The organism is Micromonospora desertarenae (genome assembly GCF_056150265.1).
The window spans coordinates 95,453-118,403 of the sequence record NZ_JAXCFQ010000008.1; the positions used below are offsets into that span (position 1 = coordinate 95,453).

Annotated in this window: 22 protein-coding genes; 6 read left to right on the forward strand and 16 right to left on the reverse strand. The window is 75.8% G+C overall.

Features of this window, described 5'->3' with window-relative positions; genetic code table 11:
• Nucleotides 1-26: 26 nt before the first annotated feature.
• The 3 genes from SM577_RS18245 to SM577_RS18255 all read left to right on the forward strand — a co-directional run bounded on the left by SM577_RS18245 (nt 27) and on the right by SM577_RS18255 (nt 3,353).
• Nucleotides 27-1,601, forward strand: a complete 1,575-nt coding sequence (locus tag SM577_RS18245) for a class I adenylate-forming enzyme family protein (protein ID WP_474587476.1) — start codon at nt 27-29, stop codon at nt 1,599-1,601.
• Nucleotides 1,598-2,809, forward strand: coding sequence for an MFS transporter (locus SM577_RS18250; RefSeq protein WP_474587477.1), 1,212 nt, complete (start codon nt 1,598-1,600; stop codon nt 2,807-2,809). The genes SM577_RS18245 and SM577_RS18250 overlap by 4 nt, the downstream gene beginning before the upstream one ends.
• 139 nt (nt 2,810-2,948) lie before the next feature.
• Nucleotides 2,949-3,353: an MmcQ/YjbR family DNA-binding protein gene (locus tag SM577_RS18255; RefSeq protein WP_302922251.1), complete on the forward strand. Its 405-nt coding sequence runs from the start codon at nt 2,949-2,951 to the stop codon at nt 3,351-3,353.
• A 19-nt stretch (nt 3,354-3,372) separates the two neighbouring features.
• Here the strand turns inward: SM577_RS18255 and SM577_RS18260 are convergent, their stop codons facing one another.
• Nucleotides 3,373-4,422, reverse strand: a complete 1,050-nt coding sequence (locus SM577_RS18260) for an L-dopachrome tautomerase-related protein (protein WP_474587478.1) — start codon at nt 4,420-4,422, stop codon at nt 3,373-3,375.
• A gap of 179 nt (nt 4,423-4,601) precedes the next feature.
• Nucleotides 4,602-5,069, reverse strand: coding sequence for an SLOG cluster 4 domain-containing protein (locus tag SM577_RS18265; protein WP_474587479.1), 468 nt, complete (start codon nt 5,067-5,069; stop codon nt 4,602-4,604).
• 136 nt (nt 5,070-5,205) lie between these two features.
• Between SM577_RS18265 and SM577_RS18270 the strand changes: the two genes are divergently transcribed.
• Nucleotides 5,206-5,898: an SGNH/GDSL hydrolase family protein gene (locus SM577_RS18270; RefSeq protein WP_474587480.1), complete on the forward strand. Its 693-nt coding sequence runs from the start codon at nt 5,206-5,208 to the stop codon at nt 5,896-5,898.
• Between the two features lie 36 nt (nt 5,899-5,934).
• On the opposite strand, the gene SM577_RS18275 is transcribed toward SM577_RS18270, so the two are convergent.
• A complete protein-coding gene (locus tag SM577_RS18275) occupies nt 5,935-8,205 on the reverse strand; it encodes an ATP-binding cassette domain-containing protein (RefSeq protein WP_302922247.1) in 2,271 nt (756 codons plus the stop codon).
• Between the two features lie 62 nt (nt 8,206-8,267).
• Here SM577_RS18275 and SM577_RS18280 point away from each other — a divergent pair, with 62 nt between their 5' ends.
• Nucleotides 8,268-9,239 (forward strand): helix-turn-helix transcriptional regulator, encoded by a 972-nt coding sequence (locus SM577_RS18280; RefSeq protein ID WP_474587481.1) that lies wholly within the window; start codon nt 8,268-8,270, stop codon nt 9,237-9,239.
• Between the two features lie 82 nt (nt 9,240-9,321).
• On the opposite strand, the gene SM577_RS18285 is transcribed toward SM577_RS18280, so the two are convergent.
• The 12 genes from SM577_RS18285 to SM577_RS18340 form a co-directional block, all read right to left on the reverse strand.
• Entirely contained in the window at nt 9,322-10,680 is a 1,359-nt protein-coding gene (locus tag SM577_RS18285) for an ATP-grasp domain-containing protein (protein ID WP_474587482.1), read from the reverse strand.
• 2 nt (nt 10,681-10,682) lie between these two features.
• Entirely contained in the window at nt 10,683-11,654 is a 972-nt protein-coding gene (locus tag SM577_RS18290) for an alpha-ketoacid dehydrogenase subunit beta (RefSeq protein WP_302922244.1), read from the reverse strand.
• The gene (locus SM577_RS18295; RefSeq protein WP_474580696.1) at nt 11,655-12,626 is read right to left on the reverse strand and encodes a thiamine pyrophosphate-dependent dehydrogenase E1 component subunit alpha; all 972 of its coding nucleotides are present in this window, start codon (nt 12,624-12,626) and stop codon (nt 11,655-11,657) included.
• Nucleotides 12,623-13,420, reverse strand: coding sequence for a DUF3050 domain-containing protein (locus tag SM577_RS18300; protein WP_474587483.1), 798 nt, complete (start codon nt 13,418-13,420; stop codon nt 12,623-12,625). The genes SM577_RS18295 and SM577_RS18300 overlap by 4 nt, the downstream gene beginning before the upstream one ends.
• Nucleotide 13,421: 1 nt before the next feature.
• Nucleotides 13,422-14,351: a phytanoyl-CoA dioxygenase family protein gene (locus tag SM577_RS18305; protein ID WP_302922241.1), complete on the reverse strand. Its 930-nt coding sequence runs from the start codon at nt 14,349-14,351 to the stop codon at nt 13,422-13,424.
• Entirely contained in the window at nt 14,348-15,439 is a 1,092-nt protein-coding gene (gene hppD, locus SM577_RS18310; RefSeq protein WP_474587484.1) for a 4-hydroxyphenylpyruvate dioxygenase, read from the reverse strand. The genes SM577_RS18305 and hppD overlap by 4 nt, the downstream gene beginning before the upstream one ends.
• A 65-nt stretch (nt 15,440-15,504) precedes the next feature.
• Entirely contained in the window at nt 15,505-16,743 is a 1,239-nt protein-coding gene (locus SM577_RS18315) for a beta-ketoacyl-[acyl-carrier-protein] synthase family protein (protein ID WP_474587485.1), read from the reverse strand.
• Nucleotides 16,740-18,356 (reverse strand): class I adenylate-forming enzyme family protein, encoded by a 1,617-nt coding sequence (locus SM577_RS18320; RefSeq protein WP_474580693.1) that lies wholly within the window; start codon nt 18,354-18,356, stop codon nt 16,740-16,742. The genes SM577_RS18315 and SM577_RS18320 overlap by 4 nt, the downstream gene beginning before the upstream one ends.
• On the reverse strand, nt 18,353-18,880 hold the full coding sequence (locus SM577_RS18325; protein WP_474587486.1) for a beta-ketoacyl synthase chain length factor: 528 nt from the start codon (nt 18,878-18,880) through the stop codon (nt 18,353-18,355). The genes SM577_RS18320 and SM577_RS18325 overlap by 4 nt, the downstream gene beginning before the upstream one ends.
• Entirely contained in the window at nt 18,877-19,959 is a 1,083-nt protein-coding gene (locus tag SM577_RS18330; protein ID WP_474587487.1) for a beta-ketoacyl-[acyl-carrier-protein] synthase family protein, read from the reverse strand. The genes SM577_RS18325 and SM577_RS18330 overlap by 4 nt, the downstream gene beginning before the upstream one ends.
• A complete protein-coding gene (locus SM577_RS18335) occupies nt 19,952-20,197 on the reverse strand; it encodes an acyl carrier protein (RefSeq protein WP_302922235.1) in 246 nt (81 codons plus the stop codon). The genes SM577_RS18330 and SM577_RS18335 overlap by 8 nt, the downstream gene beginning before the upstream one ends.
• Nucleotides 20,197-20,463, reverse strand: coding sequence for an acyl carrier protein (locus SM577_RS18340; protein ID WP_474580690.1), 267 nt, complete (start codon nt 20,461-20,463; stop codon nt 20,197-20,199). Before SM577_RS18340 ends, SM577_RS18335 begins: the two co-directional genes overlap by 1 nt.
• 15 nt (nt 20,464-20,478) lie before the next feature.
• On the opposite strand from SM577_RS18340, the gene SM577_RS18345 reads away from it, so the two are divergent.
• Nucleotides 20,479-21,207 carry a 4'-phosphopantetheinyl transferase family protein gene (locus tag SM577_RS18345; RefSeq protein WP_474587488.1) on the forward strand — a complete coding sequence of 243 codons (729 nt, stop codon included), beginning with the start codon at nt 20,479-20,481 and terminating at the stop codon, nt 21,205-21,207.
• Here SM577_RS18345 and SM577_RS18350 read toward each other — a convergent pair.
• The gene (locus SM577_RS18350) at nt 21,135-22,502 is read right to left on the reverse strand and encodes a class I adenylate-forming enzyme family protein (protein ID WP_474587489.1); all 1,368 of its coding nucleotides are present in this window, start codon (nt 22,500-22,502) and stop codon (nt 21,135-21,137) included. The genes SM577_RS18345 and SM577_RS18350 overlap by 73 nt on opposite strands.
• Between the last annotated feature and the right edge of the window lie 449 nt (nt 22,503-22,951).

The window sequence follows — 22,951 nt, forward strand, 5'->3', positions numbered from 1 at the left end:
ACCGCCGGACCGGATGGGGACTGCCGATGACTGACGGGCAACGGACCAGCTACGTGCACCGGGCGCTGGCGCTCTTCGCCGGCTGGGGCGAGCGGGCGGCGCTGGTCGGCGGTGACCGCCGGCTCAGCTACGCCGACGTGCACGCCGAGGTGTGCGGGCTGGCCGGCACGCTGCGCGCGCACGGCGTACGGCCGGGGGCGGCGGTGCTGGTCGCGCTCGGCAACCCGGTCGAGGGGCCGCTGGTGCAGCTCGCCCTGCACCTGCTGGGCTGCCGGACGATGTGGGTCGCGCCGGTCACCTCCCGGCACGAGGTCGCCGACTTCGCCCGGCTGGCCCGCCCCGACGCCTTCCTCTACGACGCGCGGGACCCGGCCAGCCTCGGGCCGGAACTGGCCGCCGCGCTGCCCGGCGTGCCGGTCTTCTGCCTCGGTCCCGGCGGCGCCGGCCCCGACCTCACCGCCGCGGTCGGTGACCCGCCCGGTCCCGGCGAGGTGCCGGGCGAGGTGCCGGCGCCGGAGTCGTTCCTGCAGACCAGCGGCACCACCGGCAGCCCGAAGCTGGTGCACCACCGGGAGAGCTTCTACGCGCAGATCCTCACCCTGGCGGCGGACTTCCGCGCCGCCAGCTTCCCGCTGCTGCGGCACCTGTCGCACTCCCCGATGTGGCTCGCCAGTGGCCAGATCACCACCCTGTTCAACCTGTTCACCGGTGGCGTGCTGGTCCTGCGCGACGGCTGGGACCCGGCGCGGTTCATCGACACGGTGCAGCGGGAGCGGATCAACTCCACCTTCGTCACCCCGCCGATGCTCTACGAGGTGCTGGACCATCCGGCGCTGGACGGCGCGGACTTCTCCGCGATGTTCATGTTCAACGTGGGCGCCGGGCCCGCCGCGCCGGCCCGGCTGCGGCAGGCGATCGCCCGCTTCGGCCCGGTGCTGCGCATCGTGTACGGGCTGAGCGAGGCGGTGGTGGTCACCGCGCTGCCCCGGCTGACCGACGACCCGGCGCACCCGGAGCGGCTGCGCTCCTGCGGCCGGCCGTACGGGGACGTGCGGGTGGAGATCCGCGCCGAGGACGGCACGGTGCTGCCGCCGGGCGTCGACGGTGAGGTGTGGGTACACACCGAGCTGCGCTTCGCCGGCTACCACTGTCAACCGGAGCTGACCGCCGACACGCTGGTCGACGGCTGGGTACGCACCCGCGACATCGGGCACCTGGACACCGACGGCTACCTCTACCTGGTCGACCGGTTGCAGGACCGGATCCTCAGCCGGCAGCGCAGCTGGCCGATCTACTCCCGCCCGATCGAGGACGTGCTGGCCGGGCACCCGCAGGTGCGGGCCGCCGCCGTGATCGGCGTTCCCGACGAGGTCGCGGGCGAGCTGCCGTACGCCTTCGTGGTGCCGGCGCCCGGCGCGACGGTGACCGCCGCCGAGCTGATCGACCTGGTGACCACCGCGCTCAGCGACACCTGGGCGCCCGGAGCTGTCGAGTTCGTCGACCGGCTGCCGCTCAACCGCTCGGCCAAGGTGGACAAGTGGGCGCTGCGTGCCCGGTACGCCGCGGCCCACCCGCACGCCGCGATCGGCAGCCCGGCGTGACCCCCCGGCGGGAACTGGTCACCCTGGTCACCGCCGATCTGATCTCCAACCTGGGCAGCCGGATCTCGGTGGTGGCCATCCCCTGGCTGGTGCTGGAGACCACCGGCAGCCCGGCGAAGATGGGCCTGGTGGCGTTCGCCGAGACGCTGCCGTACCTGCTCTCCAGCGCGCTGGCCACGCCGTGGGCGGACCGGATCGGGCTGCGCCGCACCTCGATCCTGGCCGACCTGGCCAGCGCGGCGCTGATGGTCGCGGTGGCGCTCACCCCGTGGCTCGGCTTCGGCGCCCTGGTGGCGCTGGTGGCCGTGGTCGGCGGGCTGCGCGGCATCGGTGACCGGGTCAAGCACGTGCTGTTCCGGCCCGCCGCGGAGGCCGCCGGGGTGCGGCTGATCCGGCTGACCTCGGTCTACGACGGGCTGGGCCGGCTGGTCACCCTCTTCGGGGCGGCCGCCGGCGGCCTGCTGGTCTGGTGGTTCGGGGTGACCGGGGCGATCCTGATCGACGCGGCGACGTTCGGCGTCTGCGCGCTGCTGATCGGCGCCCTGGTCCGCCCGCCGGCGGCCAGCGCGACGCCGGCCCAGCCGGAGGGCTACCTGCGGGCGCTCGCCGGCGGGTTCCGCTACCTGGGCCGGGACCGCACGCTGCTGAGCATGCTGCTGGTGATCGCCGCGCTGAACATGGTGGCGAACGCCAGCATCGCCGTCTACATCCCGCTCTGGGTGGCCGACGTGCTGGGCAACCCGGCCGGGCTGGGCCTGGTGCTCGGCGCCTTCTCGGCCGGCGCCCTGCTGGGCAACCTGCTGTTCACCGTGCTCGGGCCCCGGCTGCCCCGGTACCTGACCTTCGTGGCCGGGGCGCTGCTCAGCGGCACCCCCCGGCTGGTGGCGCTGGCGCTCAGCGAGGAACTGCCGGTGGTGCTGGTGGTGACCTTCCTGTCCGGCATCGGCATCGCCGCGGTGAACCCGCTGCTGGGCGTGGCGCTCTACGAGCGGGTGCCGGCGGAGTTGCAGACCCGGGTGATCGGGCTGGCCGGGTCGCTGGGCTTCGTGGGGCTGCCGGTCGGCGCGCTGCTCGGCGGCTGGTCGGTGGCCGCGTTCGGCCTCGGCCCGGCCCTGCTGGCGATGGCCGCCGCCTGCCTGCTGGTGACCCTGCTCCCCCTCTGCGGCGCCCTGCGCCCCGAGCCGGCCCCCGCCCCCACCACCCCCTGATCCCCGCTCCGGTCGAGCAGCAGGTGGTGGGGGTTCGCGCCCGTGATCGCCCGGACGCTGCCCGACGGCCCGAGCCGGGCGGCGGGCGGGCTGACCGCACGGCCACCCACCGGCGGCGCACGGCGCGTATCGTCGGGGCGTGGCCACCTGGGACGACGTCCGCCGCATCGCGCTGGGCCTGCCGGAGACCAGCGAACACCCGTCGTACAACGGGGCGCCGGCGTGGCGGGTGCGCAAGAAGTCCTTCGTCTTCGACCGCCCGCTGCGCAAGGCCGACCGCGAGGCGCTCGGTCCGGCCGCGCCGGACGGCCCGGTGCTCGGCGCGTACGTGCCCGACCTGGGGGCCAAGGAGGCGCTGCTCGCCGACGACCCGGCCGTCTACTTCACCACCCCGCACTTCGACGGCTACCCGGTGATCCTGGCACGGCTCGACCAGCTCGACGTCGAGGAGCTGACCGAACTGGTGGTCGAGGCGTGGTACGCCTGCGCCCCGAAGCGGCTGGCGGCCGCGTACCAGGCCGGGCAGCCGACCACTCCGTCCTGACCGGGGCGACCGGGCCCGCTCAGCGGTGGTCGTTGGGGGCCGGCCGGGCGCCGACGGGCAGCCGGTAGATCCGCAGCGGCCGCTCGACGCGGTCCCGGCCGCCGCCCAGACCGGCGGTGCGGTGCAGCTGGGTCACCGGGATCAGCAGGTCGCCGCCGCCGTCGAGCCAGAGCGCGTCGGCGAAGGCCAGGCGCGGGTCGGCGACCAGCGGCTCCACCCGCCGGTCCGGGGTGATCCGCAGGATCCGGCGCCGATCCACGTCGCTGAGGTAGATCACGCCGTCGGCGTCGACGGCGGTGCCGCCGGTGCTCGGCGTGTCCAACCAGCGCTCGACGGCGCCGGCGAGGGTGTCGGGCGGGACGTCCGGGTCGTCCAGCCAGCGGGTGGCGACCCGGGCGAGCGGGCCGCAGGCCGGCTGGAAGTACAGGTGGGCTCCGTCGGGCGAGACCTCCAACTGGTCGGCGTGCAGCCGCACCTCGCCGCCGTCCGGGTCGCGCAGCGCGCTGCCGTCTGCGCTCATCGGTCGGCCGGCGGTGGTGCTCCAGTGCCCGTCCAGCACCCGCCGGGCCCGGCCGCTGGGCAGGTCGAGCACGACCAGGGCGGGCGCGCCGGCGTCGGTGAGATAGGCGGTCGGGCCGTGGAACCGGACGTCGTCGAGGAAACTGGTCGGCCGGGTCACCGCGGTCAGGTCGTACGCGCGGGTGATCCGGTCGGTGGCGAGGTCGACGGCGAGCAGGCGGGGGCCGCCCGGCACGGGCGGCGCGCCGAACCCGGGGGCGCCGCTGTCGACGAGCCAGAGCAGCCCGTCCGGCCCGGTCCGCAGGCTGTTCACGGTGACGAAGGCGCCGTCCGGGTCGTGGTCGTCGCGGACGGCGTTCCAGGCCGGGTCCGGGTACGGCACAGCCGTCCGGTCGGCCCGCAGCTCGGCCACCGCGGTCCCCGGCCCGTCGGCGTTCGGGTAGCAGACGAACGTCCGCCCGGCCGCCGTGGTGACCCCGTTCCAGATCCGGTCCGAGGCGTGCACGGGCACCAGCCGGTCGTCCGGCCGGTCCGGCCAGGCACCGCTCATCCCGCCCGCCCCCTCTCGCCCGCCGGCCAGGAAGAGCGGCCTACCCGCCGAGCCGCCCGCCATGCCCACCGCCGCCCACCGCACCCCGGCGGGAGCCGCCGACCCGCGCCGGGCCGACCGGTGCCGCTGGCCGTGGTCCGCCGCACCGGGGCGGCGTGCGCCGGCCGGCTCGGCCGGCGTCAGGCCGGCAGGGCCGCGGCGACCGCCTCCTCCGGCGTGGCTACGTGCACCGGACCGGGCACCGGCCGGCCGTCGGCGTCGCGGATCAGCCAGCCGCCGAGCACCACCACCGGGATGCGGCCGCGGCGCAGGCCCAGCGCCACCTCGCTGAGCGTGCCCCAGGAACCGCCGACGGCGATCACCGCGTCGGCGCTCCACACCAGGATCGCGTTGCGGGCCTGGCCCATGTTGGTGACCAGTACCGCGGAACAGTCGGCCGGACCGGGCTCGGTGCCGTCGTCCGGGCGTACGCCGATCACCAGGCCGGCCCGGGAGCGGGCGCCGGCGGCGACGGCGGCCATCACCCCGCCGCCGGCGCCGCAGAGCACCGTCACGCCCCGCTCGGCGAGCAGCTCCCCCACCCGGCGGGCGTACGCCAGCTCGGTCGCCGTCGCGTCCGCCGGCCCGCAGACCGCCACCTGCACCATCGGCCGCCCCCTTCCGCCGCCCATCATGCCCGCGGCGGTGGTCCTGCCGTGGGCCGGCGCGAGGGTCCACCCGGCGGAGGGCGGCCTGCCCGTCGGGCCGCTGCCCGCGGCCGGCGGGGTCGATTAGCGTACCCCCATGCCATCGACGTTGACCGAGGCGACGGACCCGTGGTGCCTGCGCCCCGGAGAGAGCGCGGCGCTGCTGCGCGGGCATCCGTGGCGCCGCTTCGCGGTGCTGGGTGACAGCGTGGCCGAGGGGCTCTGCGAGCCGGTCGACGGCTACCCGGACGTGCAGTGGGCGGACCGGATCGCCGCCGAGCTGCGGGCCGTCCGGCCCGAGCTGGCGTACCTGAACCTGGGGCGGCGCGGGCTGCGGGCGCACGAGGTACGCGCCACCCAGCTCGCCCCGGCGCTCGCCTTCCACCCCGACCTGGCGCTGGTGGTCTGCGGCGGCAACGACGCCTTCGCCCCGGCCTACGACGCCGACGCGGTGGACGCCGAGCTGACCGCGATGGTCGAGGCGCTGCGGGCCGCCGGGGCGGACGTGATCACCGTCGGGATGTTCGACGTGTCGCACAGCCCGGCGGTCCCGCAGCGGCACCGCGCCGGCCTGGCCGAGCGGATGCGCCGGCTCTCCGCCCACACCGGCGCGCTCGCGGAGCGGCTCGGCACCCTGCACGTCCGGCTCACCGACCACCCGCTGACCGCGGACCCGTCGATCTACAGCAGCGACGGCCGGCACGGCAGCGCCCGCAGCGACGCCATCGCCGCCGCCGAGACGGTCCGCCGCCTCGGCGCCCGCCTCGCCGGCACCCGGCAGGCCGGTTGACCGTCCCGGCCGGATGCCGCTCGGCATCCCCGGCCGTCAGCGCGCGGCCGCCAGGTGCTCGGCGTCGGCCGCCGAGCCGGTCAGCGCCGCGCAGGTGGGGGTGTCCCGGTCCGTGTAGTCGGCGACGTGCCCCTCGTAGAGCACGGTGCCGCCGTGCCGGCCGGGGCCGGGGCCGAGGTCGATGAGCCAGTCGGCCCGGCGGATGACGTCGAGGTTGTGCTCGATGACCACGACGGTGTGGCCCCGGTCGACGAGGCCGTCGAGGATCGCCAGCAGGGTGTCGACGTCGCTCAGGTGCAGGCCGGTGGTCGGCTCGTCGAGCACGTACGTGGTGGGCCGCTCCGTCTCGCGGAGCTCCCTGGCGATCTTGAGCCGCTGACACTCCCCACCGGAGAGCGTGCTCAACGACTGGCCCAGCCGCAGGTAGCCGAGCCCGACGTCGGCCAGGTGGCGCAGCGCGCGGGCGATCTGCCGGTCGGGCAGCCGCACGACGGCCTGGTCCACGGTGAGCGCGTCGACGTCGGCGATCGACAGCCCGTCGACGGTGTAGCCGAGCACCTCCGGGGTGAACCGCCGGCCCTGGCAGGTCTCGCAGACCACCTCCTGCCCGTCCAGGAAGGCCAGGTCGGTGTGGATGATGCCGAGCCCCCGGCAGTCCGGGCAGGCACCGGTGGAGTTGGCGCTGAACAGCCCGGCCGGCACGCCGTTGTGCGCGGCGAACAGCCGGCGGATCGCCGGCGCGATGCCGGTGTAGGTGATCGGGGTGGAGCGCCGGTTGGTGCTGACCGGGCTCTGGTCGATGACCGTCGCGGCGTGCTGGGCCACCAGCTCGGCGGCCAGGCTGGACTTGCCGGAGCCGGCCACCCCGGTCAGCACGGTCAGCACACCGGTCGGTACGGCCACGGTCACCCGCCGCAGGTTGTTGCGGGTGGCGTCGGCGACGGTGAGGCGGCCGGTGCCGACCCGTGGCTCCCGCCGCACCGGCCGGCGCCCGCGCAGTGCCCGCCCGGTCGGGGTGTCGGCGCGGCGCAGCTCGGCGAAGCTGCCCTGGAACACCAGGCGACCTCCGTCGGCGCCGGCGCCCGGTCCGATCTCGACGACCTGGTCCGCGCGGGCCATCACGGCCGGGTCGTGCTCCACGACCAGGACGCTGTTGCCCCGGTCGCGCAGCTGCTCCAGCAACCGGACAGTGGCCGCCACGTCGGCCGGGTGCAGCCCGACGGTGGGCTCGTCCACCAGGTAGGTCATCTCGACCAGGCTGGAACCCAGGTGCTTGACCATCTTGATCCGTTGCGACTCGCCGCCGGAGAGGGTCGTGGTCGGCCGGGACAGGGTGAGGTAGCCGAGCCCGATGGTGGTGATCGCGTCCAGGCGGGCGGTCAGCGCCGCGACCACCGGCGCCACCTGGGCGGCGGTGACGGCGCGGACCACTGCGGCCAGTTCGGTGACCTCCAGCCGGGACAGCTCGCCGATCGTGTGGCCGAGCACGGTGGCCGTGCGGGCCGCCGCGTTGAGCCGGTCACCGTGGCACTCCGGGCAGACCTCCGAGCGGGTGAACCGGCGGATGACCTCCTGCTTGCGCTCGGAGAGGCTGTCGGAGGTGTGCAGGTAGATCCGCTCGAACCGCTCGACCACCCCCTCGTACGCCTTGGGGGGCTTGCGGCCCAGCTTCGCGGCGGCCTCCCCGCCGTACAGCAGCGCCGCCCGTTCCTGCGGGCTCCACTCGCGCAGCGGGGTGTGCGGGTCGAAGGTGCCGATGTCGGCGTACTGGGCGTACCAGTAGCCGCCGTCGCCGAATCCGGGCAGCCGGATCGCCCCCTGCGCCAGCGACCGGTCCAGGTCGAGGAAGCGGTCGACGGCGCTGGCCACCACCTCGCCGAGGCCGGAGCAGGTCGGGCACATGCCGGCCGGGTCGTTGAAGGAGAACCGGTTCGACTCGCCGACGTGCGGCGTGCCCACCCGGGAGAAGAGCAGCCGCAGGTAGGTCCAGGCGTCGGTGACGGTGCCGACCGTCGAGCGGGCGTTGCCGCCGATCCGGCGCTGGTCGACCACGATCACCGGCGACAGGCCGCCGATGTGCTCGACCTCCGGCCGGGTCCACTTCGGCAGCCGGTTGCGGGCGAACGGCGGGAAGGTCTCGTTGAGCTGGTGGCCCGCCTCGGCGGCGATGGTGTCGAACACCAGCGACGACTTGCCCGACCCGGACACTCCGACGAAGACGACCAGCCGGTTGCGCGGGACGTCGACGTCGAGGGCGGCCAGGTTGTTGGTGCGGGCGCCCCGGATGGTGATGCTGCGGTGGTCCATGCCGGGGACGCTACGAGCAGATGTGGCCGGATCCTGACCTCGATCACCGGAAGAATGGGGTCGTGGCGGATGTGACCGGGCGGATGCTCTCCCTGCTGTCGACCCTGCAGAGCGGCCGGTCGTTCACCGGCGACGAACTGGCCCGGCGGCTCGGCGTCAGCCCGCGCACCCTGCGTCGGGACGTCGAGCGGCTGCGCGGCTACGGCTACCCGGTCGACACCCAGCCCGGGCCGGGCGGCTACTACCGGCTCGCGGCCGGCCGGACCATGCCGCCGCTCGTCCTCGACGACGACGAGGCGATCGCCACCCTGCTCGGTCTCGCCTCGCTCGCCGCCACCGGGCCGGCCACGGCGGGCGGACTCGACGCGGCGGCCACCCGCGCGTACGGCAAGCTGGACCAGTTCCTGCCGGCCCGGCTGCGCCCGCGGGTGGCCTCCGTCCGGGCGAGCCTGGAGACGGGCGCGCAGGAGACCCCGCCGGTGGCCGCCGAGCAGGTCGGCCTGCTCGCCGAGGCCATCGACCGGGCCGAGGTGGTGACGTTCGACTACACCGACGCCCGGGGCGGGCGGAGCCGGCGGCGGGTCGAGCCGTACCGGCAGGTCCACCACCTCCTGCGCTGGTACCTGCTGGGCTGGGACCTCGACCGCGCGGACTGGCGGGTGTTCCGGCTCGACCGGGTCGGCGACCCGCTGCGCACCGGCACCGGCTACCGCCGCCGGCCGCTGCCCGCCGGGTCGGCGCTGGAGTACCTGCGCCGCGGCCTGGACCGGACCCGGCAACGGGTCACCCTCGTGGTGGCGGCGCCGGCAGCGCCCGTGCTGGACGCGCTGCGCTACCACGACGCCGAGATCGAGGCGGTCGGCGACCGGCGGGCCCGGGTCACCGTCTCGGTCGACTCCTGGCAGTGGCTGCTGCTCCACCTCGCCTTCCTGGACGCCGACTTCACCATCGACGCCCCACCCGACCTCACCGCGGCCTGCCGCACCTTCGCCCACCGCCTCCTCTCCGCCACCACCCCCGACCCGTCTCGTTGATCATGAAGTTGGGGACGGGACACGCCGGGGCGAGCCGCACCAACTTCATGATCAACCCGGCAGGGTGGGGGGCGGGGGTGGGTCAGGTGGTTACCAGGAGGCCGGAGAGGAGGACGCCGCGGGCGAGGTTGAGCACGCCGTCGCAGCCGGGGAAGCCGGTGCGGATGCAGGCGCCGGCCGGCTGGCGGCCGAACAGGTACGGCGCGATGCTGTAGGGCACCTCGGCGCTGACCGTCTCGCCGGTCTCGATGTGCACGAAGTCCAGCGGGACGGTGTCCGCCGGGACGTACTCCTGGAGGATGAAGCCGCCCCGCTCGGCGAACCGCCGCACCCCGTCACGCCACCGGTCGGCGGCGCACTCCCGCCCGATCAGCACGTCCACCCCGGCCGAGCCGTCGGCCGGCTTCGCCACCAGGTCGGCCTGGTCGGCCACCGCCCGGTCCAGCAGCTCCGGGGTGAGCGCCCAGGTACGCGGCACGTAGCGGTGGATGAGCGCGCGGTCGGCGGCCGGGAGCGCGTCGGCGTCCGCCCAGAGCCAGGCGAAGCCGAGCTTGTTGGCCAGCAGCCAGGCCGCGGCCGACACCCACATCGGCACCGTCCCGGCGGCCAGGGCCGCCTCCAGCGCGTCCACCCCGGCGCTCGGGGTGACCCGGTTGGGCACGAAGAGCCGGAACACCCCGTCGACCGGCGCGCCGTCGACGACCAGCCGGTCGCCGTCGTCCAGCGTCACCCCGGAGACCGGCGCGATCACCAGGTCCAGGCCGAACGCGGCGGCCCGCTCGGCCACCGGGGCGAGCACCCGCAGGAAGCGCTGCGGGTCGTCCAGCCCCGGGTACTCGGCGTCGAAGTCGAGCAGCATGGCCACCCGCGCCCCGTCGGGCAGGCCCAGCCCGGCGCGGATCGCCGCGAACCGGCGGTCCACCGCGGACGGCGCCGCCGCCAGGGGGACCCGGTCGGTGAGGCCCCGGGCCCGGTAGACGTCGACGAACCGGCGGACCACGGTGTCGGCGTCGAACGCGCCGCCGAGGCTGCTGTCGATGTTGTACTCGACCACCCGCGGCACCCCGCCGGAGAGCAGCACGTCCGGCCGGAACGCGGCCAGCAGCTCCTCGCCCAGCGGCTCGTCGTCGTCCAGCAACCGGGTCGCCCCGGCCGGCACGCCGAGCAGCCGGCGCAGCTCCCCCGCCGTGCCGGCGCGTCGCCGGCACGCCTCGAAGATGAGCTGGGCGAGCCGGTCGCAGACCGCGTTGAGCACGTCCAGCGAGGCGCGGTCCATCACCGGCGGCCGGGCCAGCCGCCACTGCCGGTTGTACGTGGCCCGGCCGTCGAAGATCTCCCGCCAGGACTTCGCCCCGGCGGCCACCATCTCGGCCCGTACGTCGGCGGGCAGGTCCAGCCACGCCTGTGCGGCGGACGGCCAGCGGTGGTCAACGTCGATCATGGCTACCCGTCCTTCAGCACGTGGTGGATGGCGGTACGCAACTGGTCCCGGCCGGGTTGCACGGCCCGGTCCAGCGCGGGGGCGAACGGCAGCACCGCGCCGTCCGGGCGGGTGACCCGGCGCGGCGGCGCGACCAGCGGCACCCGCTCGACCATCGTGGCGATCACCTCGCCAGCGATCCCGCAGGACCGGTTCGAGTCGTCGACCACCACCAGCCGCCGGGTGCGGGCCACCGACTCGGCGAGCGAGTCCCAGTCGAACGGATACAGCGTGCGCGGGTCGTAGACCTCCACCGACGCCTCGCCGGCCAGCTCCTCGGCGACCGCGAGCGCGTCGTGCACCAGGTGCCCGACCGCGACCACCGTGACGTCGTCGCCGGGCCGGTGCACCCGGCCCCGGCCGAGCGGCACCGGGGCCAGGGCGGCGAAGTCCACGTCGGCGCGGACGTCCAGCGCGCCGGCCGGGGCGAAGACCACCACCGGGTCGTCGCAGCGCACCGCCGAGACCAGCAGCCCGTACGCGTCCGCCGGGGTGGCCGGCACCACCGTGGTCACCCCGACGTGGGCGAAGAGGCTGTACGGGTGGTCGGAGTGCTGCCCCGCCCAGCCGGTACGGGAGCCGGAGCCGGGCACCAGGTAGGTCACCGGCACCGCGCACTGCCCCCCGGTCATCAGCGGGAACTTGTGCGCGTGGTTGACGATCTGCTCGAAGACCAGGAACAGCAGCGACGGGATCTGGAACTCCACCACCGGGCGCAGCCCGGCCAGGGCGGCGCCGGTGGCGAAGCTGGTGAACGCCTGCTCCGACAGCGGGGTGTCCCGCACCCGCTCCGGGCCGAAGCGCTTGAGCAGCCCGGCGGTGACGTTCGCGGCGCCGACCCGGATGTCCTCGCCGAGCAGGAAGACCGTCTCGTCGCGGGCCAGCTCGTCGGCGAGCGCCCGGGTGAGCGCCCTGCGGTAGGACAGCCGGGGCATCTACCCACCTCCGGTGCGGGCGGTGAGCCCGCTGGCGTACAGGTGCGCCAGCGCGTCGGCCGGGTCCGGCTCGGGGCCGGCCAGGGCGAACTCCACCGCCGCCGCCAGCTCCCGCTCCACCCCGGCGTCCACCGCGGCCCGGTCGGCGGTGGACAGCCGGGCGCCCTGGATCGCCACCGGGTCCCGGGACCGGCCCCGGGCCACCTCGTCGGGCGGGCGGTAGTCGAGGCGTACCGCGTGCTCGAAGGTGTGGTGAACGTCGAACCGGTAGGTGGTGGCCTCGATCAGCTCGGGGCCGCCGCCAGCGCGCAGCCGGGCGACGGCCGCCGTGGCGGCGGCGCGTACCGCCTCGGGGTCCTGGCCGTCCACGACGGTGGCCGGCATGCCGAAGGCGGCGGCCCGCCCGGTGATGCTGCCGGCCACCGCGCCGGCGACCGGCATGGTGGTGGCGTAGCCGTTGTTCTCGCAGACGAACAGCACCGGCACCCGCCAGAGCGCGGCCAGGTTGAACGCCTCCAGCAGCATCCCCTCGTTGACCGCGCCGTCGCCGAAGAAACTCACCCCGACGGTGTCCGCGCCGCGGCGCCGGCGGGCCCAGACCGCCCCGGTGACGATCGCCCCGGACGCGCCGACGATGGCGTTGGCGCCGAGCACGCCGACGCCGAAGTCGGCGGCGTGCATCGAGCCGCCCCGGCCGGCGTTCAGGCCGCTGGCCCGCCCGCACAGCTCGGCGAGCATCCGGGCCGGGTCGGCCCCCTTGGCCAGCACGTGCCCGTGCCCGCGGTGGGTGCCGGCGATCACGTCGTCGGCGCCCAGCGCGGCGCACACGCCGGCGGCGATCCCCTCCTGACCGAGGTACGGGTGGATGCCGCCGACGATGTGCCCGGCGCGGACCAGCTCGATGGCCCGCTCCTCGAACCGGCGGATCAGCCGGACGGTGCGGTAGAGCCGGACCCGGTCGGCGTCGCTCACCGCCCGCGGCCCGCCGTGATCGCGGCGAGGATGTCGTCCCAGAGCCGGGCCCGGGCGGCCAGCGCGGTGTTCACCGTGTCCGCGCACTGCTGCCACTTCGCGTCGTCGTCGCCGCACAGGTCGGCGAGCATCTGCATGGCCATCGGGGTGTGCTGCTCCCCGTCGACCTCGATGTGCCGCTCCAGGTAGTCGACGAAGTGGTGCAGCCGCCGGCTGCGTTCGTTCACGGCGACGACCTGGGCGAACATGTCCGGGATCAGGTCCTCGCGGCCGAACGCGAAGGCCGCCGCCTGGCAGTGCACCGGGGTGTCCTCGATGATCCGCCAGGTGGTGGCGGCGAACGCGGCCGACGGGGCGGGCACCCCGGCCTCGGCCAGCGCCGCGCCCACCGGCCGGCCGGCGCGCAGCAGCTCGACCAGCCGGTCCACCGCGGTGGTGTCCGCGCCGGCCTCCCGCATGCCCCGCACGTACAGCTCGAAGTGGCTGAGGTAGCCGTCGCCGAGCTCGTCGCTCTCCTCCACCATCACGATGTCGTTGATCAACCGGCGGCTGCCGGTCGGCCCGGTCGGGATCCACGGCACGGTGACGCAGGTGAGCTGCCGCTGCAACGACTTCAGCAGCGACATGAAGTCCCAGACCGCGAAGACGTGGTGGGTCATGAAGGTGACCAGCGCCTCGTGGGTGTCCAGGTGGGCGTAGAGCGGGTGCTTGACCACCACGTCACGGCGGTCGGCGACCGCCCGCTCCAGGCGCTCGATCCCCGGGTGCGTCTTGCCCCAGTCGTACCGTGACATGTCAGCCTCCCTGCTGGGCGCGGTGGCGCCAGATGACCGGGCAGTATTCGGGGTCCGCGTAGTCCGGCCGCCCGTCGGCGGTGCGGCGGACCAGCACGTCGTGGTTGTACGCGGCGAGCGAGCCGTCGGAGAGCCGGTACGCCCGCCAGGCGTTGTCGCCGTCCTGCAGGTGCAGCGAGATCGCCTGCCGGGGGCGGCCGCTGACGTTGGCGCCGCTGCCGTGGTAGGTGCGGCAGTGGTGGAAGCTCATGTGCCCCTTGGGGATCACCATCGGGACCTTGCGGATCTCGGCGCCGTTGTGCGCCGCGTTCGCGGCGAGCATCTCCTCCAGCTGGTCGCGGTCGCGCTCGGCGAAGTGCCGCACCACCGTGTCGTCCGCGCCGATCTCCCGCCAGCGGTGCGAGCCGTCGACCATGGTGATGGTGCCCATCTCCTCGCCGCAGTCGTGGAAGGGGATGAACGCGGTCAGCATCTTCTCCGACGACGAGGACGCCCAGTAGTGCTTGTCGAAGTGCCAGGGCACGATGTTGCTCGGCTCGCCGGAGATCGGCGGCTTGTAGATCAGCGTGGACTGGAACACGCGGATCTCCTCGGCCCGGGCCAGCCGGGCGGCGACCGCGCCGATCAGCGGCTTGCGCAGGATCGCGGCGAGCCCGTCGTGCTCGTGGTGGACGTAGTCGTTGTGCCGCTGCACCGCGCCCTTGGCCGGCTCCCAGTAGGCGAGCTTGGGCGGGCGGACCGGCAGCCGGCGGTCCCGCTCGCCGGCGTAGTAGCGCTCGGCGGCCGCCGCGAGGGCGTCCACCTCCTCGTCGGTGAGCAGCTTCTTCGACAGGTACCAGCCGTGCTCGGCGTAGAACCGCACGTCCTCCTCCGAGGGCAGCAGCGCCTCCTCCTCGGCGGTCAGCCTCGGGTCGAACTCCGTCGTGGTCACGCACCCACCCCCTGCGGTACGGCCGCGGTCGCGGCCAGCTCCCGTTCCTTGGCCTCGTAGAGCGCCTTGATGTTGCCGCTGCCGAAGGTCAGCGCCCCGCGCCGCTCGATCAGTTCGAGGAAGAAGGTGCGGCGCACGTGCATCGACTCGGTGAAGATCTGCAACAGCTGCCCGGCGTGGTCCCGGTCGACCAGCACGCCCAGCTCGCGCAGCCGGTCCAGCGGCGCGTCGACCCGGCCGACCCGGGCCTCCAGCTCGTCGTAGTAGCTGCCCGGGGTGGCCGCGAATCGCACCCCCCGGGCGGCGAGCGCGCCGACCGCGGTGACGATGTCGTCGGTGCGCAGCCCCAGGTGCTGCACGCCGGCGCCGGCGTGCTGGTCGAGGAAGGCGTCGATCTGCCCCGGCCGGTGGCTGCGGTCCGGCTCCAGCAGCACCAGGGTGACCCGGCCGGACGGGCTCTGCACCACCGTGGAGTTCATCGCCTGCCCGTCGACCTCGATGTGCTCGGTGAAGATCTCCGCGAAGCCGAACACCTCCCGGTACCGCCCGACCGTCTCGGCGAGCTGACCCGGCGGCACGCAGACCGCCAGGTGGTCGATCTCGGCGAGCAGCGGGTCGCCGCCGCCCGCGGGCGGCGGGGTCGGCTCCACCGCGCCGGGCAGGAAGTCGCGCCGGTCGCCGCGCCGCTCCACCAGCCGGTGCCGCACGTCGCCGAAGCCGCCCACCTCGGCGACGACCACCTCGGCGTCCGCGCCGGTGAAGGTCTCCGGCGGGGTCACCCCGGTCGCGCCCCGGGCCACCAGCTCGGCGTACGCCCCGGCGGCGTCGTCCACCTCGACGGCCACCACCGCCACGCCGTCGCCGTGCCGCTGCACGTACCGGGCGGCCGGGTGCTCGGCGGTCAGCCCGGTGGTGAGCACCAGCCGGATGTCCCCCTGGCCCAGCAGCAGCGAGCGCCGGCCGGCCAGCCCGGTCTCCGGGCCGCCCTGGCCGCACGGCTGGAAGCCGACCGCGCGGCCGAAGTAGAAGGCGGCCTGCCGCGCGTCCCCCACGTAGAGTTCGATGTGGTCGATTCCACGGATGTCCATCTCATCAGCCCTTCCCCCCGTGCTCTGCCGTCGGGCGCGCCCCGCCCGCGGGTAGGTGCCGCCGGTCACCTCCCCGGCCGGGCGGCCCGCGCGAGCAGCAGGCTCACGTTCTGGCCGCCGAAGCCGAAGGAGTTGGTCAGCGCGTACTCCGTCTCCGTCGCCCGGGGCTCCTTGCGGATGTGGTCGGCCGGGCAGGCCGGATCCGGGTCGTCCAGGTTGTGCGTCGGCGGCAGCAGCCCGCGGCCGAGCGCCAGCGCGGTGGCCGCCGCCTCCAGTACGCCGGACGCGCCGAGCAGGTGCCCGGTGAGCGCCTTGGTGGAGCTGACCGGCACCCCGTACGCCCCGAAGACCTCCGCCAGCGCGGTGGTCTCGGCGATGTCGCCGAGCTTGGTGCCGGTGCCGTGCGCGTTGACGTAGCCGACCCGGGCGGCCGGCACGCCGCCGCTGGCCAGCGCCCGCCGCATGCACTCGGCGGCGCCCGCGCCGTCCGGTCGTGGCGCGGTCGGGTGGTACGCGTCGGTGGTGGCCCCGTAGCCGGCCACCTCGGCGTAGCCGGTGGCGCCCCGGGCGGCGGCGTGCTCGGCGCGCTCCAGTACCAGCAGCGCCGCCCCCTCGGCGAGCACGAAGCCGTTGCGCCGGGTGTCGAACGGCCGGCTCGCGGCGGCCGGGTCGGCCCAGCCCCGGGCGAGCGCCCGGGCGTTGCCGAAGGTGTCCGCGAAGGTGGGGAAGAGCGGCGCCTCGCTGGCCCCGCAGAGCACCACGTCCGCCTCCCCGGCCCGGATCAGCCGGACCGCGTCGGCGACCGCCTGGGCGCCGGAGGCGCAGGCGGTGCCGACCGAGGAGCTGTAGCCGCGGATGCCGTACCGGATAGCGATCCGGGCCGACGGCATGTTCGGCAGGATCCCGGTGAGCAGGTACGGGCTGACCGCCGCCCGCCCCCGGGCGGCCCGGGCCAGCACCTGCTCCTCCAGCGTGGACATGCCGCCCACCCCGCCGACGATCACCGCGATCCGGCCCGGGTCGACGTCCCGGCCCACCTCGATGCCGGCGTCGGCGAGCGCGTCGGCCGCGGCGTGCAGGGCGAGCACCACGATCCGGTCCAGCACCCGGGTCTCCGGGCCGGACGCGACGGAGCGCGGGTCGACCGGCGGGAGCAGGCCGGCCACCTCCAGGCAGTCGGCGGCGGGGTGCCCGGCCGGCGGGCGGGCCAGCCCGGACCGGCCGGCGCAGAGCGCGTCGAAGGTGGCGGCGACGCCGCGCCCGACCGGGGTGAACAGCCCCATCCCGGTGATCACGGCGGTCACGACGGAACCCCGGTGAGATAACGCTCGCGCAGCGCGACCTTGCGTACCTTGCCGGTCACGGTGACCGGGATGTCGGCGGCGCGGACCGGCACCACCCGGCGCAGGGTGGCCCCGACGTCCGGGCCGAGCGCGGCGCGGACCCGCTCGGTGCGGTCCTGCGCCGGGTCGGCGCCGGCGGCGAGTTCCAGCAGCACGTCGGTGACCACGGTGCCGCCGTCGGCGACGATCACCACTGTGCAGTCGGTGACGTCCGGGCAGGCGGCGAGGATCCGTTCCTCGGACATCGCGGTGTAGAACCGCCGCCCGTCGCCGGCGTCGACCGAGTCGACGGCCCGGTCCAGGTGGTAGTACCGGCCGTCGGCGTCGGCGTAGACCAGGTCGCCGGTGAGGTACCAGCCGCGTTGGCGGAACCGGTAGGTGGTGACCGAGTCGTTCCAGTAGCCGCGGAACAGCGACGGCGAGTCGATGCCCAGCCAGCCGGGCTGCCCGGGCGGCACCGGGTCGCCGCGCTCGTCGAGCACCGCCACCCTGGTGAACCGGTACGGCCGGCCGATGCAGCGGCCGTACCGGTCGGTGTCGGTGCGGTGGGTGATGTGGAACATCGAGTGCCCCATCTCGCTGGAGCCGAGGCCGTCGATGAAGACCGAGCCGGGCACCCGGACCACCCCGTCGCGGGTGACGGTGTCCCGGGAACCGACCGCGACCAGCCGGCGGATGTGCGGCTCGTGCGAGCAGTCCCCGGTGTTGAACCACAGCCGCACCGAGTCCAGGTCGTACCCGGACAGGTCGAAGCGGGCCAGTTCGGCCCAGGTCACCGAGAAGCCGAACACCCCGTCCGGGCGCCAGCGCTGGATCGCGTCGAGCACCCGCTCGCCGCCCTGCTCGGAGAGGAGGAACATCTCCGCCCGGTTGCCGAGCGCCTGGTTGACCATGAGCACGGTGGCGGTGTGCGGGGCGGGCAGCGCGTTGAGGATCCGGCTGGTGCCCTGGGCCTGCGGCATGGTGAGCAGGTGCCGGGTGGCGGCGAAGAGGCTGGCGTGCGAGTGCAGCACCGCCTTGGGCACCCCGGTGGTGCCGGAGGTGTGGGTGACCACCACCGGGTCGTCGGGGTGGTGCCGGTAGTGCGCGGGGGCGGCGGCCGGGTCGCCGGCGCCCGCCTCGGCGGGGCTGCCGAGCACCGGTACGCCGAGTTCGTGCCCGGCCAGCAGGGCGGCGTGCGGGTCGTCGGCGAGCACCCCGACGCCGCGCAGCCGGCGGATGTACTCGGCGGCGATCTCCGGGCGCAGCTTGCCGTTCATCAGCGCCGGGATCGCGCCGAGCCGGGTCAGCGCGAGGTAGCTGAGCACCATGTCGGCGGCGGCGGTGGCCCAGACCGCTACCGGATCGCGCGGCCCGATCCCCCGGGCGTGCAGCCAGGCGGCCCGGGCGGCGACCCGCTGGTCGAGCCGGCCGAGGGTGAGCGGGTGTTCGGCCGGGTGGCCGTCGACGGCGGTGTCGAAGGTGAGGCCCGGCCCGTCCGGGTCGGCGCCGTGCGCCAGCACCCGGGCCAGCACGTTGCCGGCGCCGACCCGCTCGTCGGCGGCCAGCCGGCCGCGCAGTCCCCTGCTCCTCATCGGGTGTCTCCTCCCCCCAGCAGCACCGCGACGGCCGAGGCCGTGCCGGCGTCGTCGGGTGCGTCGTCGATCAGGACCAGCAACGCCGCGTCGGCGTCGCCGTCGTGCACCAGCAGGTCGGCCGCGGCGATCCCGTCGGCCCGTGGGTCGCCGGTGGGCGCGAGGCAGAGCACCGGCCCGGCCAGCCCCCAGCGGGCGGCCACGTGCCCGGCCACGCTGTTGGGCACGGACTGGAAGAAGAACAGCGGCCCGGGCCGGCGGCCGGCGGCCACGGTGGCCCGCACGTGCGCCGCGCTGGCCCGGTCGCCGTCCGCGCTGACCAGCACGATCGCGCACCGCGCGCCGTCCGGCGCGGGCACGGCCCGGTGGGCGCGGGTGAGGCAGCGCTCCGCCACCGCCGCGACCAGCGGGTTGAACGCCGAGTGCAGGTAGCCGGGCAGCGGCGGCGGCGGGCCGTCGCCGGGTTCCGGCCAGGCCGCCTCGGCCAGCACGGCGAGCCTGGTCGCCCGGTCCGGCCCGGTCACGCCGCACCGACCAGCAGGGCGGTGTTGGCGCCGCCGAAGGCGGCGTTGAGGGTCAGCGCGTACCGGGTGGCGGCGGGTCGGGGCGCGTCCCGGATCACGTCCAGCGGGCAGTCCGGGTCGGGCCCGAGCCAGCCGGCGTTGACCGGCAACTTCCCGTGCCGCAGCGCCAGCACGGTGACCACCAGTTCGAGCAGTCCGGACGCCTCCAGCGCGTGCCCGTGCAGGGCCTTGGTGGAGCTGACCGGGACGGCGGTCGCCGCCGGGCCCAGCGCCGCGCGCAGGGCCACGGCCTCGGCGGCGTCGCTGTGGCCGGTGCCGGTGGCGTTGGCGTTGACGTAGCCGACCGCCTCGGCCGGCAGTCCGGCCCGGGTCAGCGCCGCACCGACCGCGCGGGCCATGCCGCGGCCGGCCGGGTGCGGCTGGCACGGGTGGTACGCGTCGCCGGCGCGGGCCCAGCCGAGCAGGTCGGCCAGCGGCCGGCGGGCGCGCCGGGCGGACTCCAGCACCACCGCGGCGACGCCGTCGCCGAGCAGCAGCCCGGTGCGGCCGGCGCTGAACGGGCGTACCGCGCCGTCGGTGGCGAGCGCGCGGCCGGCGTCGAAGAGGGCGTACTGGTCCGGCTCGACCAGGTAACCGGCGGCGACCACCACCCGGTCGGCGTCCCCGCGCCGGATCAGGGCCGCCGCGTCGGCCACCGCGCTGGTCGCCGAGACGCAGGCGGTGGTGTAGACCCGGGTCGGGCCGCCGAGGCCGGTCCAGCCGGCGAGGGTGCCGGCGAGCGCCGGGACACCCGGGCCGCCGTGCACGGCCAGCAGCAACGCGCAGCCCGCCCGCCGGGCGGCGTCCAGCCCGGCCGCCCGGCAGGCCTCGGTCACCGACTCGGCCAGCTCGTCGGGGAGGTCGCCCACCTCGGGCAGGGTGGCCGCCGCGTCCACCCGCCGGGCGCCGGTGTCGAAGCGGCGGACCGGCCGGAAGGCCGCCGCCCCGGCCAGCACGCCGGCCAGTTGCGCCGCCGCGCCCCGACCGAGGGCGCTGGTCGCGTGTACGCCGGTGAGCTGGACGGCCGCCGCCTCAGCCATCGGCGGCGACGGTCAGGGAGGTCCGGAAGACCGCCAGGGCGTCGTCGACGGTACGGATCCGAGCGAGCTGGTCGTCGGTGAGGTCGAGCGGCCGCTCGTAGCGCTGCTCCACCAGGTGCACCAGCCAGGCCAGCTCCATCGAGCCGATCCGCTCGGGCACCTCGGCGGCCGGTTTCGCGGTGAGCTCGGCGAGCATCGCCACCAGGTCGGCTCGCCCCAGGTCGGGCCGCCCGGTCATCAGGACTGGTCGCTGGTCGCGGTGGCGACGCGGTCGGCGACCAGCGCGGTGAACTCGCCGACGGTCATCAGCGCGAGCTGTTCCGACTCGTCGTCGGCGAACTTCAGCCCGTAGCGGTCCTCCACCCGGACGGCCAGGTCGGCGAGGGCCAGCGACTCCAGGTCCACTCCGGACGGGCCGAGGGTGGTGTCGTCGTCGATCCCCTCGACGTCGTAGTTCATGTCGGCGAGCTGCTCGATGACGAAGGCGCGGACCTCGGTTGACATGGTTAACCTCTTTCCGTGAGCCAGCTACCGGTGCCCGATCGGGACACCGTGCACGTGTGGGTCGGCCGGGGCGCCGGCGGTCGGCCGGGGCCGGCCGGGCGGCTGCTGCGGCGGGCGGGGGCCACGCTGCTCGGCCGCGCGGAGGCGGAGATCGTGGTCGGGCGCACCCGCGGCGGGCGGCCGCTGGTCGGCGCGGCCGCGCCGGGCGGCGGGGAGGTCACGCTGCCGGTCAGCGTCAGCCGCGCGGGCGCGGTGGTGCTGGTCGCCGCCCGCCGGGCCGGTCCGGTGGGGATCGACGTCGAGTGCCGCCGGGAGCTGCCCGCGCTGGCGCTGGCCCGCCGCTGGTACGCCCCGGACGAGGTGGCCTGGCTGGCCGCCCGGCCGGCCGGGGGCCGGGCGGTCGACTTCCTGCGGCTGTGGACCGCCAAGGAGGCGGTGGGCAAGGCGCTCGGGGTGGGGCTGCGCGGTGGCGGCCTGCGCCGGCCGGTGCCGCTGCCCGAGGATCCCGGCGCCGACCTGCTGCGGCCGGTGCCCGGCCGGGCCGACCTGCGGGTCGGGCACCCGGCGGTGGACCGGGAGCTGGTGGTGGCGGTGGCGGTCGCCGACCCCGTCTGCGCGGGCGGTGGCGTCGAGGTGGTCGTGAGTGACGTCGGGCTGGTACAGCGGGCCGGTCACGACGTCGCCGCCGAGCGCAGCGCGTCCCGGGAGCGGACCAGCTTGCCGGTGGTGGTGCGGGGCAGCTGATCGAGCAGCCGCAGCACGCGCGGGCGTTTGTAGCCGGCCAGCCGCTCGGCGAGCAGCTTGTCCAGCGTCTCCTCCGACAGCGGCCCGTCCGGTTGCACGTACGCGGTGATGCCGTCGTCCCAGACCACCACCGCGGCGGCCACCCCGGGCAGCTCGGCGACGCTGGTCTCCACCTCGGTGAGGTCGACCTTCATCCCGCCCACCGAGACCTGCGAGTCGAGCCGGCCGCGGACGGTGACCAGGCCGGTGTCCGGGTCGACCGTGCCGGCGTCGCGGGTACGCAGCCAACCGTCGGACCACCGGGTCGGGTCGCTGAGCCCGACGTACGGCGAGGCGGGGCAGCTGACCCAAAGTTCGCCGTCGACCGCGCGGACCGCGATGCCGGGCGCCGGGGCGATGGCCGGCCGGTGCCGCCCGTACAGGTCGGTGCCGATCACCCCGACCTCGGTCATCCCGTACATGTTGCCCAGCGGCACGCCGAAGCGGTCGGTGAACGCCCGGGCGACCGCCGCCGGGACCAGTTCCCCGCCGGTGGTCATCCGCTTGAACTGGGGCAGCGGCCGACCCGGCCGGGTGGAGGCGAGCAGTCCGATGTGGAACGGCACGCCGAGCACGGTGGCCGGGGTGTCGGCGGCGGCGACGGCGGCGAGCACGGCGTCGCCGCTGAGCCGCTCCGGCGGGACCAGCTCGACGCCGGCGTGCAGGGCGTAGAGCAGGCCACCGACCAGGCCGAGCACGTGCACCATCGAGGGCAGCAGGACGATCCGCTCGCCGGGCAGCGCCACCCCGTCGATCCGGGTGTAGCGGTGCACCTCGGCGACCAGGTCGGCGGCCGTGCGGCCGATCACCTTGGACGGCCCGGTAGAGCCGGAGCTGAGCTGGATCACCGCGTGCCCGCTGCCCGCGGGCCGGTCGGCGTAGCCGGTGACGCCGGCGGTGACGTCGACGAAGACGCGCAGCGCCCCGCCGGAGGTGCGCACCGGCGCCACCACCACCTGCGGGGTGAGCCGGCGCAGCGCCCGGTCGACCTCGTGGTCGGTGAGCCGGTGGTCGAGCAGGATCGCCTGCGCGCCGAGCCGCCAGGTGGCCAGCAGGTGCACCACGTACGCCAGCGAGGGCGGCAGCCGCAGCGCGGCGGCCCCGCCGGGACGCAGCCCGGCGTCGACCAGCCCGGCCTGCGCCTCAGCGACCAGCCGGCGCAGGGCGGCCCGGCCGACCGGTGCCGGCAGCCGCAGGCAGACGGCGTCGGCCGGGCCGGCCAGCAGCACCTCGTCGACCCATTCCGGGTCCGTCACCAACGGGTTTCCTGTCGACCGGTCCATGGTCACCGCCGTCACCGCCCAGCATGGGACAGGGCGGGATCCGCCCAGGAAGAGTGCTTGTCGGGGTGCTGCGGGGGAACCGTACGCCGCCGCTCGGATCCATTGCCACATGCAAATGGCTAGATCAAAACGAGCGGCTGGCCGGATTGCCGACGGCCCGTTCGACGGGGCAGGATCAACCCCGTATGCCCACCGAGCGCTACCGAGTGATGACCCATCGTGCGGATGGCGGGCACTGCCGACCGGACGGCCGATGGCGTTCTTCGACCGGCCCGGCCCGGCGGGGGCGGGGCCGGCAGGGGCGGGTCCGCGGACCCTGCCGGGCCGGCGGCATCGTGTGGACGGCTCGACCCTGGCGAGGCGACCGCGGTGTGGCGTCGGGTCGCACCCCTGCCGGCAGCCACCCGACGGACCGCCCGGCG